The following is a 19462-nucleotide window of genomic DNA, read 5'->3' as shown; positions in this document are numbered from 1 at the left end:
AAATGACCGCTGACCCGTCAGAAAGTTCCTGACGGGTCAGCGGTTCGTACGGCGTCAGCGGGCGGAGGTGCCCTCGACGTAGTCGCTGTCGTGGCTCTTCACCCAGGCCATGAGCTTGCGCAGCTCGCGGCCGGTCTTCTCGATCGGGTGGGACTCGCCCTCCTCGCGGAACTTGGTGAACTCCGGGGAGCCGTTGTCCATGTCGGCGATGAACCGCTCGGCGAACTTGCCGTTCTTGATGTCCTCGAGCACGGCCTCCATGTTGCGCTTCACGTCGGGAGTGATGACGCGGGCGCCGGAGACGTAGTCGCCGAACTCCGCGGTGTCGGAGACCGACCAGCGCTGCTTGGCGATGCCGCCCTCGTACATGAGGTCGACGATCAGCTTCAGCTCGTGCAGGCACTCGAAGTAGGCGACCTCGGGCTGGTAGCCGGCCTCGGTGAGGACCTCGAAGCCGTACTGCACGAGCTTCGAGGCGCCACCGCAGAGGACGGCCTGCTCGCCGAACAGGTCGGTCTCGGTCTCCTCGGTGAAGGTGGTCTTGATGCCGCCGGCGCGCAGGCCGCCGATCCCCTTCGCGTAGGACAGCGCGAGCGGCCAGGCCTTGCCCGAGGCGTCCTTCTCGACGGCGACGAGGACGGGAACGCCGCGCCCGTCGACGTACTCGCGGCGCACCAGGTGGCCGGGGCCCTTGGGCGCGACCATGAACACGTCGACGCCCTCGGGCGGGGTGATGTAGCCGAAGCGGATGTTGAACCCGTGGCCGAAGACCAGGGTGTCGCCCTCGGCGAGGTGGGGGGCGATCTCCTCGGCGTAGAGCTTGCGCTGGTGCTGGTCGGGCGCCAGGATCACGATCAGGTCGGACTCCTCGGCGGCCTCGGCCGGCGTCACGACGCGCAGCCCCTCGGCCTCGGCCTTGGCGCGGCTCTTGGAGCCCGGCTGCAGGCCGACGCGGACGTCGACGCCCGAGTCGCGCAGCGACAGTGCGTGGGCGTGGCCCTGGCTGCCGTAACCGATCACCGCCACGTTCTTGCCCTGGATCAGGGACAGGTCGGCGTCATCGTCGTAGAACATCTCAGCCACGTCGGGCTTCTCCTTCTGGTGGGTTCTTCTCGGGAAGATCAGGGGGTACGGCGCTCAGCCCGCGGCGGGCGGGGCAGGCACCACGACCGGGCGCAGGCTGCGCTCGGAGATGGAGCGGGAGCCACGGCCGATGGCGACCTGGCCGGACTGGACGAGCTCGCGCACGCCGAACGGCTCGAGCACGCGCAGGAAGTCGCCGATCTTGGCGGTGTTGCCGACCAGCTGGATGGTCACGGCGTCGCTGGCGACGTCGATGACCTTGGCGCGGAACAGCTGGACGGTGTCGAGCACCTGGCCGCGGGTCTCGGCCGTGGCCGCGACCTTGACCAGGATCAGCTCGCGGTTGACCGAGGCCTGCGGGTCGAGCTCGACGATCTTGATGACCTCGACCAGCTTGTTGAGCTGCTTGGTGACCTGCTCCAGCGGCGAGTCCTCGACGTTGACCACGATGGTCATGCGCGAGATCTCGGCATGCTCGGTCGGGCCGACGGCGAGGGAGTCGATGTTGAACCCGCGGCGGCTGAACAGCCCGGCGATCCGGGCCAGGACGCCGGGCTTGTTCTCGACGAGGACGCTCAGGGTGTGAGTGGCGCTCATGTCAGAGATCGTCCTCCTCGAACTGGGGCGCCAGGTCGCGCGCGTACTTGATGTCGTCGTTGCTGGTGCCGGCGGCGACCATCGGCCACACCATGGCGTCGCGGTGGACCCGGAAGTCGACGACGACCGGCACGTCGTTGATCTCCATCGCCTTGCGGATGGTGGCGTCGACGTCGCCGGGGCTGTCGCACGACAGGCCGACGCAGCCGTAGGCCTCGGCCAGCTTGACGAAGTCGGGGATCCGCTTGCTGTGCAGGTCGGTGTTGGAGTAGCGCTCGTTGTAGAAGAGCGTCTGCCACTGCCGCACCATCCCGAGCGACTCGTTGTTGATGATCGCGACCTTGATGGGGATGTCGTTGATCGCGCAGGTGGCCAGCTCCTGGTTGGTCATCTGGAAGCAGCCGTCGCCGTCGATGGCCCACACCGTCTGGTCGGGGCACCCGACCTTGGCGCCCATGGCACCCGGGACCGCGAAGCCCATCGTGCCCAGGCCTCCGGAGTTGATCCAGGTGCGCGGCTTCTCGTACTTCACGAACTGGGCGGCCCACATCTGGTGCTGCCCGACGCCGGAGGCGTAGATCGTGTCCTCGCCGGAGATCTCGCCCAGGCGCTCGATGACGTACTGCGGGGACAGGCCGCCGTCGGCGGGGAGGTCGTACCCGAGCGGGTAGGTCCGCTTCACGCCGGCCAGGAACTCCACCCAGCCCTCGTAGTCGCCGGTAGTGCCGGCATCGGCCTCGGTCTGCAGCGCCACGACCAGGTCGCTGATGACCTCGCGGACATCGCCCACGATCGGCACGTCGGCGTGGCGGTTCTTGCCGATCTCCGCGGGGTCGATGTCGGCGTGGATGATCCTCGCGCCGGGCGCGAAGGAGTCGAGGTTGCCGGTCACCCGGTCGTCGAAGCGCGCGCCCAGGCTGATGATCAGGTCGCTGCGCTGCAGTCCGGCGACCGCGGCGACGGTGCCGTGCATGCCCGGCATGCCCAGGTGCTGGGGGTGGCTGTCGGGGAAGGCGCCGCGCGCCATCAGGGTGGTCACGACCGGCATCCCCGTGAGCTCGGCGAGGGTGCGCAGCTCCTTCGAGGCGCCCGAGCGGATCGTGCCGCCGCCGACGTAGAGCACGGGGCGGCGCGACTCCAGGATCAGCCGGGCGGCCTCGCGGATCTGCTTCGCATGTGGGCGGGTGACGGGGCGGTAGCCGGGCAGGTGCAGCTCGGTCGGCCACTCGTAGCTCGTCATCGCCTGCAGCGCCGACTTGGCGACGTCGACCAGCACCGGTCCTGGGCGGCCGGTGGAGGCGATGTAGAAGGCCTCCGCCACGGTCCGCGGAATCTCGGCGGGATCGGTGACCAGGAAGTTGTGCTTGGTGATCGGCATCGTGATGCCGCGGATGTCGGCCTCCTGGAAGGCGTCCGTCCCGATCGCGCTGGCGCCGACCTGCCCGGTCACGGCCACCATCGGCACCGAGTCCATGTGGGCGTCGGCGATCGGCGTCACCAGGTTGGTCGCGCCCGGGCCGGAGGTCGCCATGCAGACGCCGACCTTGCCCGAGGCCGACGCGTAGCCCTGCGCGGCGTGGCCGGCGCCCTGCTCGTGCCGCACCAGGATGTGCCGGATCGAGGAGTCCATGAGCGGGTCGTACGCCGGGAGGATCGCGCCCCCCGGGATGCCGAAGATGTTCTCGGCTCCCGCCGCCTCCAGCGACTTGACCAGGCTCTGTGCGCCCGTCATCTGCTCGCTCATCTGGTGCTCTTTCCTTACGTCTGGTCTGGCACGGTCACTGGCGTCACCCCAACAAAAAACCCCTCGGTTGCCGGGGCAACGAGGGGCGACGCGCTGGCTGGTCGAAAGATCAGCGGGCGCGTCCCGTGCGTACGAGGAGTCCGAAGTGCATGGGCCCACCGTATCGCCGCTGCCACGTGCCGTCAGCCAAGTGTGACAGGCGTCCCAGTCTCTGGGACGCCGGTCCCACCATGTGGCGGCGGAGTCGGTGGCTCAGACGGCGGCGCTGCGGCCCAGCCAGGTGGTCACGCAGGCCTTGTTGCCCTGGGCGTCGGCGAGCACCCAGAACGTCGGCGCACGCTCGTCGCTGACCAGCGTGCCCCCGGCCGCGAGCGCTGCCCTGACCCGGTCCTCGGCCACCTCGGGCGGGACCCGCAGGTCGAGGTGGAAGCGCTGGCGCGGCTCGTCGTGACGCTCGGTCTCCTGGAACCAGATCGTCGGACGGGTGCCGGCGGGGTCGTTGAGCTCGTCGTCGTGCTCCTGGGAGACCTCGTAGCCGAGCACGGCGGCCCAGAACGGCTTGATCTCCTCGTGGTCCCAGGTGTCGAGCCCGAGCTCGAGCACCGAGACCGCGGCCGGGTCGGCCTTGGCCCCGAGGCTGCCGGCGAGGTCGCTGATGCGCCGCGCGAGCTCGACGTCGCGGCTGGTCACGCCGCCGACGTCGTGGCTGGTCAGCCGCACCGTCACCCGCGGGTAGGTCAGGTCGACGTCCGGGTGGTGATCGAGCTCCTCGGCCACCGCGCCGATGCCCTCCACCAGCCGCAGGCCGGTGGCGAAGTCGCCGGTCTCGAAGCGCCCGTGCAGCGCGGAGAACAGCAGGCGCCAGTCGGCCAGCAGCTCGGTCTCCAGCTCGTGCCCGCCCAGGGTCTTGCTCGGGTCGCTCGTCTGGTCACTCACGGCAGCACCACCTGTCCTATCGGTCCGGGGTTGAAGGCGATCTCCCATCGATACCCGTCGGGGTCGCCGAAGTAACCGCTGTAGCCGCCCCACTCCCGCTCGAAGGCGTCGTGGACGGGGTCGGCACCGGCGGCGCGAGCGCTCGCGAGGACGGAGTCGACATCCTCCCGGGTGGGGACGTTGTGGGCAAGGGTGAACGGCGCCACGCCCTCGCCGCGGGCGATGGGACCGACCTCCGCCTCGAACTGCGCCTGGTCCCACAGCGAAAGGATCAGATGCTCGCCGGCGCGGATCATCAGCACCTCCCCCGGCACGTCGAGCGAGGCCTGCCAGCCGAGGCCGTCGAGGTAGAAGGCGCGGGTGGCGTCGAGGTCGCTCACCGCCAGGGTCACGAAGCTGATCCGCTGGTCCACCCCACGGACCCTGCCACACCCCGCCGACGAGGTCAGGGAACCAGGCACCCCACCGGCGACGCGCTCCCGTGTCGTGGGCTCCCGGGTGGTCACGCGTCACTGTCACACATACCGACCTTGTCGTAGGTTCGGATGCATGACCGACGGCATCGACCCCTCCGTCCCCCCGAGCGGCACGGGCTGCGTCGAGTGCGAGGAGGCCGACGGCTGGTGGGTGCACCTGCGCCGCTGCGCGCAGTGCGGTCACGTCGGGTGCTGCGACAGCTCGCCCGCCCAGCACGCCACCGCCCACTTCCGGGCGACCGGCCACCCGGTCATGGCCAGCTTCGAGCCCGGCGAGGAGTGGTTCTGGGACTTCACCCGCGAGGTGGGCGTCCTGGGCCAGCCGCTCGCGCCGCCGCGGTCCCACCCGGAGGACCAGCCGGCCCCCGGCCCCGCCGGACGCGTCCCTGCGGACTGGCACGACCACGTGCACTGACTTCGGAGGATGCAGCGGGACGTCGTGCTGCTCAACCACCGATGGTCTGGGTGATCTCCCGGCGCCGGTCGTCGGCGACCACCCGCGCTCTGGCGCCGTTGACCAGCGGCAGGAACGGCTGGACGTGGCCGATCTCGAGGTCCAGCACGATCGGCACGTCGAGCATGCCGAGCGCGTCGGCCACCGCCTCCTGCTGGGTCAGGCCGGGCGCGTCCGGGGCCGCGGTCCGGCCGATCAGGATGCCGGACGCGTCGTCGAACCAGCCGGCCAGACGCAGCCCGTGCAGCATCCGGGCGACGTCGGGCGCCGGCGCCGCGCACGCCTCGAGATAGACCAGCAGCCCCTCGTCGGCGTGCGCGCGGCCGAACGCCGGCACGTCGCCGTACGGCGTCCCGGCGAGCGGGCTCAGCACCTCCAGGCAGCCACCGACGAGGACGCCGCCGACGTCCACGCCGCCTCCTCCGAGCACCCGCCACGGCCCTTCGAGGTCGAGCGTCATGGTCGTCGTGCCGGGCTCGGCCCGGTAGTCGTCCCACCCCTCGCGGTAGAGCCCGGGGCTGCTCTGCGTCACCGGACCGGTCACCGACGCGACGTCGAGCCAGTGGGCCAGGCCCGGCGCCGGGTCGTACGGGGTGTCCATGAGGTTGAGACTGTGCAGGCTCGCCCAGCCGAGGCGGAGCGTGAGCGGGAGCAGCACCGTGGACAGGTCGCTCCAGCCGACCAGCCAGGTCGGCTCGGCGGCGGCCAGGGCGTCCCAGTCGAGCCGGTCCAGCAGGTCGATGGCCAGCTCGCCGCCCCACGGCGGCACGACGGCCGCGATCGCCGGGTCGCTCAGCATCGCGGTGAGCTCGGCGGCGCGCGCGTCCTTGGGTGCCGAGGTGATCCCCTCGCCGGACATGCACTCCCCCACGACGACGTCGTAGCCGCGTCGGCGCAGGTGGTCGACGGCGACGTCCAGGCGTGGTCGCAGGTCGGCGCCGACGCCGCTGGAGGGCGCCGTGACGCCGATCCGGTCGCCGGGGGCGAGCGGCCGAGGGAACCTCACGCCCGTCACCCTCCCAGCCGTTCCAGCGTGAGTCGGACCCGCTCCATCCCGGCCTCGACCTCGGCGAAGGAGGTGGACAGCGGCGAGAGCCCCAGGCGCAGCCCGTCGGGGTCGCGGTAGTCGGGGATCACGTCCTCGGCCCACAGCGCCGTGGTCACGTCCTTCATCACCGGGTGGTTGAGGGTCACGTGGCCGCCTCGGCGCGACGACTCGCGTGGCGAGGCGACGGTGACGCCGGGCAGCCGCTCGTCGGCGAGCGCGATCGCGTGCTCGGTCAGGGCGACCGACTTGGCGCGCACCGCCTCGATCCCGACCTCCTCGACCAGCGCGAGCATGTCCTGCATCGCGAGCATGCCGACCACCGGCGGGGTGCCGCTCAGCATCCGGCGTACGCCGGGCGCCGGACGGTAGTGGGGTCCCATGAGGAACGGGTCGCTCGCGCCCATCCACCCCTGGACCGGCTGGCTGACCTCGTCGAGCAGCCGCGCGGCGACGTACACGAACGCCGGCGCCCCGGGCCCGCCGTTGAGGTACTTGTAGGTGCAGCCGACGGCGAGGTCGACGCCGCAGTCGTCGAGGCGCACCGGCACCGAGCCGACCGAGTGGCTGAGGTCCCAGAGCACCAGCGCGCCGGCGTCGTGCGCGATCGCGGTGAGGGTGGCCATGTCGGCGAGGTGCGCCGAGCGGTAGGCGACGTGGCTCAGCAGCACCACCGCCGTCTGCGGCCCGACGACGGCCGCGAGCTGGTCGGCCTCGACGCCCGCGGCGGTGTCGACGTCGATCCAGCGCAGGGTCAGCCCGCACTCGCGGGCGACGCCGTCGGCGACGTAGCGGTCGGTCGGGAAGTTGTCGCGGTCGACCACGATCTCGGTGCGCCCGGGGCGCACCGCCACGGCCGCGCGCATGGCCTTGTAGAGCAGCACCGTCGTGGAGTCGCCGACCACGGTCTGCCCCGGCGCCGCGCCCAGGACCACGCGGCCGAGGTCGTCGCCGATCGTCTCGGGCAGGTGGAACCACCGCTCGTCCCAGCCCCGGATCAGCCGCCCGCCCCACTCCTCGGCGACGAACTGCGCCAGCCGGGGGCCGGTACTGCGCAGCGGCCTGCCGAGCGAGTTGCCGTCGAAGTACACCAGCGGGGTCTCCGCGCCGACGAAGCGGTCGCGGTAGGGCGCGAGGGGGTCGCGCTGGTCGAGGTCGGTGTCGGTCACGGGCAGAGGGTAGCCGCGCCCCCGGCGGGTCGGGTCACTGGAAGCTGACGAAGCGCACCTTCGGCCGGAGCGCGTGCACCTCGCGGGGCCCCATCCGGTTGACGTCCTCGTCGTAGAAGAGCTTGAAGCCCATCGCGAACCGGCCGGGGCGGGCCACCGCGCCGTACGTCGCCCGCTTCTCCGAGCGTGTCCCGAACCCGTCGACGTGCTGGACCATCGCCAGGCCCGGCCGGCGCTCGACCAGGTGGATGTCCTCTACCATCGCGGTGCGGAACTGGTGCAGCACGAACAGCTTCTCCGGCAGCCGGCCGGCCCGGGTCAGCCGGGAGAGCCAGGCCGAGACGCGGTTGACCTCCGGCGCGCGCACCGAGCCGATGACGCCGCCCGGCACCTCGCGTCTCCCCATGCGCCACTCGGGGTCCAGCGCCAGGCCGACGTGGGGGTACTCCAGAGCCCAGCGCCACCGCTTCGCGACGTCGAGGAAGTCCGAGCGGCCGGGCTGGAGGTCCAGCAGCAGCAGCGCGCCGTCGCGCTGCGCCGCGCGGACGTAGGCCAGCACCGCGGCTCGGTCGATGTCATGGCTGAAGTCCCCGTCCGGGCCGGGAGTGCGGTCGGCCACGGTGACGATGAGCTCGTAGACCGCCTGCACCGGCCGTCCGGGCCGCGCGAACGGCGCCGCGGCGCGGCGTACCCGCGGCAGTGCCGCGTCCGGCCCCGTCTCCCCCAGCACGCCCAGGGCGCCGGTCCCGGCGGTGCCGTAGTAGGCGACCAGGAAGTGGCCGCCGCCGAAGACCCGCGTCCGGCCGCCGGGCAGTGTGGCCGGCGCCGGATCGACCGGCGTCGTCTCCGCCGTCGAAGGGGCGGCCGGGGTCGGCGTGGGCGTGGGGCTGGGCGTCGGTGTCGGGGTGGGCGTCGTGCTCGGTACGCCGGTCTGCTCGCCGCGAGCGCCCGGCGGCTGCCCCTCCCCGTCGGTGCGTCCGGCGCCCCAGGCCAGCCCGATCAGCGCCGCGATCACCAGCAGCACCAGCGCGAGCGCCAGGCCGTTGCGGTCGAGCCGCCGGGAGGTCACGCCCCGGACCCGGGCCCGTCGTCGTCGTCGAAGGCCGGCAGTCCGTCGATGCTGGTGCGGTTCTTGCGCCGCCGGTAGGCGAGCACACCGTCGGGTCCGCGGCGCTCCATGTTGGGCGTGAGCAGGTCGCGCTCCTGGTCCAGGCTCATCAGCGGCAGCGCGTAGCCGCACGAGTCGCTGACCCGCTCGACGTCGACCACGATGACCGCGCGGGCCGCGGCGTTGGCCGGGAAGCGGGAGGCCCAGACGGCGAAGTCGTCGTCGTACAGCCCGACCACGCGGCCGCGGCCGTGCAGCCGCACGACGTTGGGCTTGGCCGCGAACGAGCAGAACATGACCGTGACCCGGCCGTTCTGCCGCAGGTGCGCGATCGTCTCCGCGCCGCTGGCGGTCAGGTCCAGATAGGCCACCGTGTGCTCGTCGACGACCACGAAGGTGTCGGCCAGCCCTTTGGGCGAGACGTTGACGTGGCCGCCGTCACCCGACGGCGCGGTCGCCACGAAGAAGACCGGCTGGCGCTCGATGAACGAGCGGACCCGACCGGTGATCGCGGCGTGGACCTTGCCCACGTCAACGCCCCGTCACGAGGTGACGGCGCCGTGGGCGGCCGACTGGACCACCTTGGCGTACTTGCCGAGCACCCCGCGGGTGTACTTCGGCGGCAGCGGCTCCCACCCGACCTTGCGCGCCTCGAGGTCGTCGATCTCGACCTCGAGCGTCCGGTTGAGCACGTCGAGGGTGATCCGGTCCCCGTCGCGCACGAACGCGATCGGACCGCCGTCCACGGCCTCGGGGGCCACGTGGCCGACGCACAGGCCCGTCGTGCCGCCGGAGAACCGGCCGTCGGTGAGCAGCAGCACGTCCTTGCCCAGGCCGGCGCCCTTGATCGCGCCGGTGATGGCGAGCATCTCGCGCATGCCGGGGCCGCCCTTGGGGCCCTCGTAGCGGATGACCACGACGTCCTGGGGCTTGATCCCTCCGGCCGCGAGCGCGTCCATGGCGGCACGCTCGCCGTCGAAGACACGGGCGGTGCCGGTGAAGACCGACTCGTCGAAGCCGGCGCTCTTGACGACCGCACCCTCGGGGGCCAGCGAGCCCTTGAGGATCGTGATCCCGCCGGTGCGGTGGATCGGGCGGTCGATCGTGCGGATGACGTCGTCGTCGACGGTCGGGGGCGCGAGGTCGGCGAGGTTCTCGGCCAGGGTGCGGCCGGTGACGGTGAGGCAGTCGCCGTGCATGAGGCCGGCGTCCAGCAGCGCCTTCATCACCATCGGGATGCCGCCGACCTTGTCGACGTCGTTCATGACGTACTTGCCGAACGGCTTGAGGTCGCCGAGGTGCGGCACCTTGTCGCCGATGCGGTTGAAGTCGTCCAGGGTGAGGTCGACCTCGGCCTCGCGGGCGATCGCGAGCAGGTGCAGCACGGCGTTGGTGGAGCCACCGAGGGCCATCACCACGGTCACGGCGTTCTCGAACGCCTCCTTGGTCATGATCTGGCGGGCGGTGATGCCGCGGCGCAGCATCTCGACGACGGCCTGGCCGGAGCGGTGGGCGAACCCGTCGCGGCGCCGGTCGACGGCCGGCGGCGCGGCGGAGCCGGGCAGGGACATGCCGAGCGCCTCGCCGACGGCGGCCATCGTGTTCGCGGTGTACATGCCACCGCAGGCGCCCTCACCGGGGCAGATCGCGCGCTCGATCTTGTCGACCTGCTCGCGGCTCATCTTGCCGGCCAGGCAGGCGCCGACGGCCTCGAAGGCGTCGATGATCGTCACGTCCTGGCCGTCGACCTGCCCGGGCATGATCGAGCCGGCGTAGAGGAACACGCTCGCCAGGTCCAGGCGCGCGGCCGCCATGAGCATCCCCGGCAGCGACTTGTCGCAGCCCGCCAGCAGCACCGAGCCGTCGAGGCGCTCGGCCATCATCACCGTCTCGACCGAGTCCGCGATGACCTCGCGGGAGACCAGCGAGAAGTGCATCCCCTCGTGGCCCATCGAGATGCCGTCGGAGACCGAGATGGTGCCGAACTCCAGCGGGTAGCCGCCGGCCGCGTGCACGCCGTTCTTCACGGCCTTCGCGAGCCGGTCGAGCGAGAGGTTGCAGGGGGTGATCTCGTTCCAGCTGGACGCCACGCCGATCTGCGGCTTCTGCCAGTCGTCGTCGCCCATCCCGACGGCACGGAGCATGCCGCGCGACGCGGTCGCCTCGAGGCCGTCGGTGACGGCGCGGGAGCGGGGCTTCAGGTCGTGCTGCGGGGACTCGTCGCTCATGCTCACGAGCCTATCGGCGTGGCCCACGACACGACCTGTGGATCTCAGCAGCCGGTGACCTCGGACACATCCCTAGGCTGGAGCCATGACCTCCGCCTCCCCCGTGCCCTGGACCGACTTCGACGCGGTCCTCTTCGACCTGGACGGCGTGGTCACCCCGACCGCCGAGGTGCACATGCGGGCGTGGGCGGAGATGTTCAACGGGTTCCTCGGCTCCTACGACGGCAGCGGCGACACCGCCCCCTACACCGACGCCGACTACTTCGCCCACGTCGACGGCAAGCCGCGCTACGACGGCGTGCGCGACTTCCTCGCCTCGCGGGGGATCGAGCTGCCCGAGGGAGAGGACGACGATCCCGGCACGGCCCGGACGATCAAGGGCCTGGGCAACCGCAAGAACGACGCGTTCAACGAGGTGCTGGCGCGCGACGGTGTGACGGCCTACCCCGGCTCCGTCCGGCTGTTGGACCACCTCCGCGGCCTGGGCCTGCCGCTCGCGGTGGTCTCCTCCTCGGCCAACGCACCGGTGGTGCTCGAAGCGGCCGGGCTGGCCGACCGGTTCCAGAGCGTCGTCGACGGCGCGGTCGCCAAGGAGCTCGGGCTGCGGGGCAAGCCCGCCCCCGACACCTTCCTGCACGCGGCGGAGGTGCTCGGCGCCACGGCCGCGACCTCGGTGGTGCTGGAGGACGCCGTGTCCGGCGTGCGCGCCGGCCGGGCCGGAAGCTTCGGGCTGGTCGTCGGCGTCGACCGCGGAGCCGGCCCCGAGGCGCTCACCGCCGCCGGCGCCGACGTCGTCGTCGCGGACCTGGCGGAGACGCTCGCGTGATCGGCCAGGCCGTGACCGAGGACCCCATGGACCGGGGCCGGTTCCCCGTCGACCCGTGGCGCCTGGTCGAGTGCGCGTATCGCGCCGAGGACCTCGGCGTGACCGAGACCCTGTTCACCGTGGCCAACGGCTACCTCGGCATGCGCGGCAACCCAGAGGAGGGCCGGGACGCGTTCGCCCACGGCACCTTCGTCAACGGCTTCCACGAGACCTGGCCGATCCGCCACGCCGAGGCCGCGTTCGGCTTCGCCCGCACCGGCCAGACCATCGTCAACGCCCCCGACGCCAAGCTGCTCAAGCTCTACGTCGACGACGAGCCGCTCATCATCGGCACCGCCGACCTCGAGCACTACGAGCGGGTCCTCGACTTCCGCGACGGCATGTTGCGCCGCAGCCTGATCTGGCGTACGCCGTCGGGCAAGCGCGTGCGCATCGACTCGACGCGCATGGTCTCGATGACCCAGCGCCACCTGGCGATCCTGACCCTCGAGGTGACCATGCTCGAGGGCGACGCGCCCCTGGTGATCTCCTCGCAGGTGCTGAACCGCCAGGACGGCGAGGACGAGTACCACGTCCCCTCGGCCGCCATGGGCGAGAAGGGCGACCCACGCAAGACCGCCACCTTCGAGGGCCGGGTCCTGATGCCCGAGGAGCACTACGCCCGCGAGGACCGGATGATGCTGGGCTACCGGTGCGCCAACTCGGGGATGACGATCGCCGTCGCTGCCGACCACCGGCTCACGACCGAGGACGAGCACGAGACCGTCGTACGCGAGCACCAGGACCTCACCAAGCTGGTGATCCGGGTCGACGCCACCCAGGGGCGGACCGTGCGCCTGGAGAAGACCGTCGCCTACCACACCTCGCGAGGCGTGCCGGTCCGCGAGCTCTCCGACCGCTGCGACCGCACCCTCGACCGCGCGGCGCGGCACGGCGTCGCCCACTACGCCGACGAGCAGCGCGAGTGGTACGACCGGTTCTGGCAGCACACCGACGTCCAGGTCCCCGGGGACGACGCCCAGCAGCAGGCGATCCGCTTCAACCTGTTCACGCTCGCGCAGGCCAGTGCCCGCGCCGACCAGCAGGGAGTGCCGGCCAAGGGGGTCTCGGGCTCCGGCTACGAGGGCCACTACTTCTGGGACTCCGAGATCTACGTCGCGCCCTTCCTGACCTTCACCCAGCCCCATCTGGCCCGCAACCTGCTGCACTTCCGCACCCGGATGCTCCCGGCGGCGCGCACCCGAGCACGGGAGATGGCCCAGAGCGGCGCGCTCTACCCGTGGCGCACCATCAACGGCGAGGAGGCCTCGGCCTACTACGCCGCCGGCAGCGCCCAGGTGCACATCGACGCCGACATCGTCTACGCGCTCATGCAGTACGTCGCCGGCTCCGGTGACCTCGGCTTCCTGCTGCGCGACGGCATCGACGTCCTCGTCGAGACCGCACGGATGTGGGCCGATCTCGGGTTCTGGCGCAGCAACGGCGAGCGCTCCTTCCACATCCACGGCGTGACCGGCCCCGACGAGTACACGACGGTCGTCAACAACAACCTCTTCACCAACGTGATGGCCCGCTTCAACCTCGAGCAGGCCGTCGCCACCGTGGAGCTGATGCGCGACCACCACCCCGTCGAGTACTCCCAGCTCGTGCACCGCCTCCGCGTCAGCACGGACGAGGTCGACGAGTGGCGCCGGTGCGCCGCGGGGATGCACATCCCCTTCGACGAGGGGCTGGGCATCCACCCCCAGGACGACTTCTTCCTCGACCGGGAGGTGTGGGACCTCTCCCGCACGCCCGCGGAGAACCGGCCGCTGATGCTGCACTACCACCCGCTGGTGATCTACCGGTTCCAGGTGCTCAAGCAGGCTGACGTCGTGATGGCGCTCTTCCTGCACGGCGACCGGTTCACGCGAGAGGAGAAGCGGGCCGACTTCGAGTACTACGACCCCATCACCACCGGCGACTCGACGCTGTCGGCGGTGGCCCAGGCGATCATGGCCGCCGAGGTCGGCTACCACGACGAGGCGCTCAACTACTTCCGCGCCGCGCTCTACGTCGACCTCGCGAACCTGCACGGCAACACCGTCGACGGCCTGCACGTCGCCTCCGCGGGCGGCGTGTGGAGCGCCCTGGTCTTCGGCTTCGCCGGCATGCGCGCCTACGGGGCGGAGCTCACCTTCGACCCGCGGCTGCCCGACGGCTGGGAGGCGCTGCGGTTCCCCCTGACCTGGCGCGGCTCGCGGATGCGCGTCGAGGTCACCCCCGGGCGGTTCCGGGTGAGCGTCGACGGCGCCAACACCGAGCTCGGCGAGGCCGTGACCGAGGACTCCGACGGGCTCGCGGTGCAGCCGGAGGAGCGGGTGATCCTGCGCGTCCGCGGCGCCACCCACGTCGTGACCCCCGGCCGGCCGCTGGAGGTCGAGCTGGACGCCCACGGCGCCCGCATCGACGGCGACCTGGACTACCGACCGCTGGTCGGCGGTCACCGCGCGGACGGCACCCAGATCACCGCGGGAGTGCCGGAGCCGATGGTGTTCGAGGAGGACGGCCCGGAGGAGACCCCGCTGCCGACCGATCCGCCGCCGATGGGCCCGCTGGTGACCGAGCGCTAGACGCTCGCCGCCCTGACCACCAGGACGTCCGGCAGGTTGCAGACCAGCTGGTGCCAGCTCTCCCCGGCGTCCGCCGAGCCCCACACCGCGCCGTTGCGGGCACCGACGTACAGGCCGGCGGCGTCGTGGCCGTCGGCGGTCATGGCGTCGCGCATGACACCGACGTAGAAGTCGTCGGGCAGTCCGTTGCCGAGCTCCTCCCAGGTGTCGCCGGCATCGCGGGAGCGGTAGACCCGCGCCTTCGCGCCCGGCGGGTAGCGACCGTCGCCGGCGCCGATCGGGAAGACGAAGATCGTGTCCGGCTCGTGCGGGTGGACGACCACCGGGAAGCCGAAGTCCGAGGGCAGCCCGTCACCGATGTAGTCCCAGCTGCCGGCCTCGTCGTCGGAGCGGTAGACGCCGCCGTGGTTCTGCAGGTAGAGCCGCTCGGGACGAGAGGGGTGGCGGGTCACCTTGTGCACGCACTGCCCGAACTCGGGGTACTGCTGGTCCTCGGGCAGGAACTCCGCGCGGATGCCCTGGTTGCGCGCGTTCCAGGAGCCACCGCCGTCCGTGGTCTGGTAGACCCCGCCCGTGGAGATCGCCACCGTCACCGAGTCGGGGTCCGTGGGGTGCGGGAGGATGGTGTGGAAGGCCTGGCCGCCGAAGCCGGCACCCCACTCCGGCCGCTGCGGGTGGTGCCACAGGGCCTCCTCGAGTGCAAAGCTCCGCGCGCCGTCCGTCGAGCGCCAGACGGCGCCGGGCTCGGTGCCTGCCCAGACGACGCCGGGATCCACTCCCTGGGCCAGCTGCCAGACCCGCTCGACCGAGGCGTCGTACCCCTCGGGGAAGCGCACGCCCGCGCCCTCCTGCCAGGTGGCGCCGAGGTCGTCGGACCAGCGCACCTGGGGGCCGAGCCACGTCGACGACGCGCCCGAGTAGAGCCGCGGCGTCTCGCCACGCAGGTCGACGAGGCAGGAGTAGACCTCCTCCATGTCGTGGTGGGGCCCGGTGAACTCCCAGTCCTTCCGGTCGTCGTCCGACCGGCCCACCCACAGGCCCTTGCGGGTCCCGACCATCAGTACCGTGCCCATCCTGGCTCCCTTGTCCGCGCGCGGGTACACCTGCTCCTAGGGTGACCTGGTGAGCGCCGCAAAGTCATCGCCGGCCGTCTCGCCCATCTGGCTGGTCCTGGTCGGGATCCTGTCGGTCCAGCTCGGGGCCGGCGTCGCCAAGAGCCTCTTCGACGAGATCTCGCCGACTGCCATCGTGTGGCTGCGGCTGGTGGCCAGCTCGGTCATCCTCTGGCTGCTCGCGCGGCCCACGCTGCGCGGCCGCTCACGTCAGGACTGGCTGGTAGTGCTCGCCTTCGGGCTCAGCCTCGGCCTCATGAACTGGGCCATCTACCAGTCCTTCTCCCGGATCCCGCTCGGGATCGCGGTGACCATCGAGTTCGTCGGTCCGCTCACGCTGGCCGTGGTCGGCTCCCGTCGGCCGCGCGACCTGGTGTGGGTGCTGCTCGCGGCCGTCGGCGTGGCACTGCTGGGCTTCGAGCGGGCCGACCTGTCGGTGGCCGGCGTCCTGTTCGCACTGCTCGCGGGTGCTGCGTGGGCGGCGTACATCCTGCTCAGCGCCTCGACCGGGCGACGCTGGCCCGGCTTCGACGGGCTCACGCTGGCCAGCGTGGTCGCCACGGCGCTGCTGCTGCCGTTCGCGCTCGGCTCCGGCGGTACGGCGCTCGCCGACCCGCGGATCGTGCTCGTCGGCGCCGCCGTCGGCCTGCTCAGCTCGGTGATCCCCTACACCTGCGAGCTGGTCGCGCTGCGCTCGCTGCGCCCAGCGGTGTTCGGCATTCTGATGAGCCTCGAGCCGGCCGCCGCCGCGCTCGCCGGCCTGGTCGTCCTGCACGAGCTCCTGAGCCCCGCACAGCTCCTGGCCATGGCCTGCGTCGTCCTCGCCAGCATCGGCGCCACCCGCTCCGGCGCCACCATCGCCGAGCCGGTGCCGGACTAGGCATCACAACGAGGGCGGGAGACGGGCAGCGCGCTCGTCACCTGGATGTCACACGAAGGAGACGCTCACGACGCCCCGCGTCGCTACTGTCGACCGCACGCAGCCAGCTAGCTCGGGAGCCGCCATGTTCGTCGCGATCGCACCACCCGCCCTCGTGGGCTCGGCCCGCGACGCCGTCCACCGGTGGGCCGTCGGCTCCCAGCAGGGCGCCCGCCGCAACGCCATCGTGGCGTCGACCGAGTGCGCCCAGCGTCGGGCCGAGCGCCAGGAGGTCGAGGACTTCTTCGCGGCGCTTCTGGCACCGCGCGAGGAGGTCGCCGCGCCGCACGCGGCGCACGGCTGAGCGCTTGCGGCTGCCCGGCTGGGGCACAATCGGTGCATGCCGACCTCCGCAGCCCGGGCGACGACCGGCCCGGCCCTGTCGTTCCATGACGTGCTCTCCGATGACGGGACCGTGGTCCGCGCCTGGACCAACGACCCCGAGGGCGTCATCGACGGCCCCACCGTCGTGCTCTGCAACGGGCTCGGCACCAGCGCCTACGCCTGGCCCGCGCTGCTGCGCCCCGACTGCGGGGTGCGCGTCGTCTCGTGGAACCACCGCGGCACCGGCGGCTCGGATCGCCCCGCCGATCCCAGCCACATCGAGATCGGGCACTTCGTCGAGGACGGGCTCTCGGTCATGGACCACTTCGGCGTCGACCGGGCCGTGCTGATGGGCTGGTCGATGGGCGTCAACACCATGTTCGAGATGGCGGTGCGCCATCCCGAGCGGGTGCGGGGGCTGTTCGCCGTCGCCGGCGTACCCGGCGACACGTTCGGCACCATGCTGGGCCCCCTGCGGCTCCCCCGGGCAGTCGCCCGCACGGTGACGGTGGGACTCACCCACGCACTGCGCTACAGCGACTGGGCGCTGACCCCGATCGCGTCCCGGCTCCCGGTCGGGCGTCGGGCGATCCGCGTGCTCTCCCACACCGGCTTCATGTTCCCGGTGCCGGACCCCGAGCTCGCCGCGACGGCGGTGAGCGAGTTCCTCACGACTCCGATCGGCTGGTACATGCAGCTGGCCCTCAGCACCTCGCGCCACGCGCGGGTCTCGCTCAGCCGGGTGAGCGTCCCCTGCGCCTTCGTCGCGGGGCGCTACGACATCCTCGCGGGCACCCGGCACATGGCCACGGCGGCCGCGCGAGTGAAGGACGCGACGTACGCCGAGCTGCGCGGGTCGCACTTCATCCAGATGGAGCAGCCCGAGCAGGTCCACCGGCTGCTGGTCGAGTTCCTGGCGAGGGTGGGCTGACGTGCGCCTACTGACCGCCGCCGTCACCGCGGCCGCGCTACTGCTCGCCGGCTGCGGACAGGGCGGCAACGAGAGCGAGGTGACGATCACCGGCAGCCCACCGGCCGACCCCACGTCCCCCCCGTCGCCGTCGGGCTCCGCGCCCCCCACGAGCGACGCCCCGGCCGGCGCACCGCAGGTGGTGGCGGAGGTCGCCACCGGTCTCCAGGCGCCGTGGGGGCTGGACTTCCTGCCCGACGGCGCCGCGCTGGTCACCGAGCGCGACACCCGCAAGGTGCTGCGCATCTCCGCCGAGGGCGGACAGGTCACCGAGGTCGGCACCGTCGACGAAGCCGCACCGGAGGGCGAGGGCGGCCTGCTCGGGCTCGCGGTCTCTCCCGACTTCGACCAGGACCGGCTCGTCTACCTCTACGTCAGCACCGACTCCGACAACCGCGTCGTCCGCGCCACCCTCGACGGCGACACCCTCGGCACCCCCGAGCCGATCCTCACCGGCATCCCCAACGGCTTCATCCACGACGGCGGCCGCCTGGAGTTCGGCGCCGACGGCTTCCTCTACGTCTCCACCGGGGAGACCGGGCAACCGCCGCTCGCCCAGCAGCGAGACGGCCTCGCCGGCAAGATCCTGCGCATCACCCCCGACGGCCAGCCCGCGCCGGGCAACCCGTTCGGCACCGCCGTCTGGTCGTGGGGCCACCGCAACGTCCAGGGCCTCGCCTTCGACGACGCCGGCACCCTGTGGGCCTCGGAGTTCGGGCAGGACGAGTTCGACGAGCTCAACCGGATCGACGCGGGCGCCAACTACGGCTGGCCCGAGGTAGAGGGCGAGGGCGGCGCTCGTGGCCTCACCGACCCCCAGCAGATCTGGAACCCCGACGACTCCTCCCCCTCCGGCCTCGCCTACCTCGACGGCCACCTCTGGATGGCCGCACTCCGAGGCGAGCGGCTCTGGCGGGTCCGCGTCGACGGCGACCGCGCGGTCGAGCCCGAGGGCTTCTTCATCGGCGAGTACGGCCGCGTCCGCACCGTCGCCGTCGCCCCCGACGGCAACCTCTGGGTCATGACCAGCAACCGCGACACCCGCGGCACCCCCCGCGACGGCGACGACAAGATCCTCCTCGTCCGCCCCTGACCGGCACCTCCGATGGTCGAGGTGCGAGGAGCGCCAGCGACGACCAAGCCCTCCGGTGGTCGAGGTGCGAGGAGCGCCAGCGACGACCAAGCCCTCCGGTGGTCGAGGTGCGAGGAGCGCCAGCGACGAGCCTCGAGACCCGGTGGGTCGAGAAGCCTCGACGGGTACGGCGGTCAGGTCACCGGGTCTCGAGGCTCAGGCGTTGCACGCCTTCGCACCTCGCCACCGGAGGGGGGCGCCAGTGCGCCTTCGCACCTCGACCACCGAGGAGCGAGAGAGTTCTCAGAACCCCTGTGCATAAAGGGGATTCTCGACCCACCCACTGTCGGTGGCGGGTGCTTGAGTAGACCCATGAGCAGCCCCGCCACCCCCACCGCGAGCCACCCCGTGGCCGCCGGAGTGGCGCGCCTGCGCGACCAGGTCGCCGACCTCAACCAGACCCCGGTGTGGTCCATGACCCCCGCGCAGACCGCCCAGGCGCTGGGCGACGCGACCCGCCTGCGCGCCCAGGCCGACGAGCTGACGCTGCGCCTGGCCGCACACGCCGAGGCCACCCGGGTCGGCGTCGAGACCGGCGCGACCTCGACCGCGGTCTACTGGGCCAACACCACCCACCAGACCCAACGTGCCACCGCCGCGGCGATGAAGCTCGCCCAAGCCCTCGAGCGCCACGACACCGTCGCCGCCGCGCTCGCGGGAGGGGTGATCCTCACCGACCAGGCCCAGGTCGTCGTCGAGGCCGTCGACGCCCTCCCCGACGATGTGC

18 protein-coding genes and 1 pseudogene are annotated in these 19462 nt (G+C 72.1%); 8 read left to right on the top strand and 11 right to left on the bottom strand.

Annotated features, from left to right (window positions below; translation table 11 throughout):
- Positions 1 to 54: 54 nt before the first annotated feature.
- The 5 genes from ilvC to LRP67_RS20280 form a co-directional block, all read right to left on the bottom strand.
- The gene (gene ilvC, locus LRP67_RS20300) at positions 55 to 1083 is read right to left on the bottom strand and encodes a ketol-acid reductoisomerase (RefSeq protein WP_308189799.1); all 1029 of its coding nucleotides are present in this window, start codon (positions 1081 to 1083) and stop codon (positions 55 to 57) included.
- Between the two features lie 54 nt (positions 1084 to 1137).
- Positions 1138 to 1680, bottom strand: coding sequence for an acetolactate synthase small subunit (gene ilvN, locus LRP67_RS20295; protein WP_231271981.1), 543 nt, complete (start codon positions 1678 to 1680; stop codon positions 1138 to 1140).
- A 1-nt stretch (position 1681) separates the two neighbouring features.
- Positions 1682 to 3424 (bottom strand): acetolactate synthase large subunit, encoded by a 1743-nt coding sequence (locus LRP67_RS20290; protein WP_231271972.1) that lies wholly within the window; start codon positions 3422 to 3424, stop codon positions 1682 to 1684.
- A gap of 252 nt (positions 3425 to 3676) precedes the next feature.
- A complete protein-coding gene (locus LRP67_RS20285) occupies positions 3677 to 4360 on the bottom strand; it encodes a 4a-hydroxytetrahydrobiopterin dehydratase (protein ID WP_231271970.1) in 684 nt (227 codons plus the stop codon).
- The gene (locus LRP67_RS20280) at positions 4357 to 4773 is read right to left on the bottom strand and encodes a VOC family protein (protein WP_231271968.1); all 417 of its coding nucleotides are present in this window, start codon (positions 4771 to 4773) and stop codon (positions 4357 to 4359) included. Before LRP67_RS20280 ends, LRP67_RS20285 begins: the two co-directional genes overlap by 4 nt.
- Positions 4774 to 4909: 136 nt before the next feature.
- Here LRP67_RS20280 and LRP67_RS20275 point away from each other — a divergent pair, with 136 nt between their 5' ends.
- Positions 4910 to 5251: a UBP-type zinc finger domain-containing protein gene (locus tag LRP67_RS20275; protein WP_231271954.1), complete on the top strand. Its 342-nt coding sequence runs from the start codon at positions 4910 to 4912 to the stop codon at positions 5249 to 5251.
- Positions 5252 to 5282: 31 nt separating this feature from the next.
- Here the strand turns inward: LRP67_RS20275 and LRP67_RS21995 are convergent, their stop codons facing one another.
- From LRP67_RS21995 to ilvD, 5 genes are read right to left on the bottom strand one after another with little or no spacing between them, the layout of a single operon-like run.
- On the bottom strand, positions 5283 to 6296 hold the full coding sequence (locus tag LRP67_RS21995) for a S66 peptidase family protein (protein WP_231271953.1): 1014 nt from the start codon (positions 6294 to 6296) through the stop codon (positions 5283 to 5285).
- Between the two features lie 5 nt (positions 6297 to 6301).
- Positions 6302 to 7504, bottom strand: a complete 1203-nt coding sequence (locus tag LRP67_RS20265; RefSeq protein WP_231271952.1) for an aminotransferase class V-fold PLP-dependent enzyme — start codon at positions 7502 to 7504, stop codon at positions 6302 to 6304.
- A 34-nt stretch (positions 7505 to 7538) separates the two neighbouring features.
- Positions 7539 to 8573, bottom strand: a complete 1035-nt coding sequence (locus LRP67_RS20260) for a hypothetical protein (protein WP_231271951.1) — start codon at positions 8571 to 8573, stop codon at positions 7539 to 7541.
- Positions 8570 to 9142: a pyridoxamine 5'-phosphate oxidase family protein gene (locus LRP67_RS20255; protein ID WP_231271950.1), complete on the bottom strand. Its 573-nt coding sequence runs from the start codon at positions 9140 to 9142 to the stop codon at positions 8570 to 8572. Before LRP67_RS20255 ends, LRP67_RS20260 begins: the two co-directional genes overlap by 4 nt.
- Before the next feature lie 12 nt (positions 9143 to 9154).
- Positions 9155 to 10840 (bottom strand): dihydroxy-acid dehydratase, encoded by a 1686-nt coding sequence (gene ilvD / locus LRP67_RS20250; RefSeq protein ID WP_231271949.1) that lies wholly within the window; start codon positions 10838 to 10840, stop codon positions 9155 to 9157.
- Between the two features lie 85 nt (positions 10841 to 10925).
- On the opposite strand from ilvD, the gene LRP67_RS20245 reads away from it, so the two are divergent.
- Positions 10926 to 11666: an HAD family phosphatase gene (locus LRP67_RS20245; RefSeq protein WP_231271948.1), complete on the top strand. Its 741-nt coding sequence runs from the start codon at positions 10926 to 10928 to the stop codon at positions 11664 to 11666.
- Between the two features lie 26 nt (positions 11667 to 11692).
- A complete protein-coding gene (locus tag LRP67_RS20240; protein ID WP_231272067.1) occupies positions 11693 to 14278 on the top strand; it encodes a glycoside hydrolase family 65 protein in 2586 nt (861 codons plus the stop codon).
- Here the strand turns inward: LRP67_RS20240 and LRP67_RS20235 are convergent.
- Entirely contained in the window at positions 14275 to 15351 is a 1077-nt protein-coding gene (locus tag LRP67_RS20235; protein WP_231271947.1) for an exo-alpha-sialidase, read from the bottom strand. The genes LRP67_RS20240 and LRP67_RS20235 overlap by 4 nt on opposite strands.
- 49 nt (positions 15352 to 15400) lie before the next feature.
- Between LRP67_RS20235 and LRP67_RS20230 the strand changes: the two genes are divergently transcribed.
- The 5 genes and pseudogenes from LRP67_RS20230 to LRP67_RS20210 form a co-directional block, all read left to right on the top strand.
- Positions 15401 to 16270 carry a DMT family transporter gene (locus LRP67_RS20230; protein WP_231271946.1) on the top strand — a complete coding sequence of 290 codons (870 nt, stop codon included), beginning with the start codon at positions 15401 to 15403 and terminating at the stop codon, positions 16268 to 16270.
- Between the two features lie 124 nt (positions 16271 to 16394).
- Positions 16395 to 16613, top strand: a complete 219-nt coding sequence (locus LRP67_RS20225) for a hypothetical protein (RefSeq protein WP_231271945.1) — start codon at positions 16395 to 16397, stop codon at positions 16611 to 16613.
- A gap of 36 nt (positions 16614 to 16649) precedes the next feature.
- Positions 16650 to 17564: an alpha/beta fold hydrolase gene (locus tag LRP67_RS20220; protein WP_231271944.1), complete on the top strand. Its 915-nt coding sequence runs from the start codon at positions 16650 to 16652 to the stop codon at positions 17562 to 17564.
- A 1-nt stretch (position 17565) separates the two neighbouring features.
- A complete protein-coding gene (locus LRP67_RS20215) occupies positions 17566 to 18696 on the top strand; it encodes a sorbosone dehydrogenase family protein (protein WP_231271943.1) in 1131 nt (376 codons plus the stop codon).
- 351 nt (positions 18697 to 19047) lie between these two features.
- A pseudogene (locus LRP67_RS20210) lies at positions 19048 to 19462 on the top strand (hypothetical protein); the annotation flags it as partial.

Source organism: Nocardioides sp. cx-169 (assembly GCF_021083605.1).
Lineage (GTDB): Bacteria > Actinomycetota > Actinomycetes > Propionibacteriales > Nocardioidaceae > Nocardioides.
Note: the sequence above shows the minus strand (reverse complement) of the source record. Positions and strands in the feature narration are given on the sequence as shown.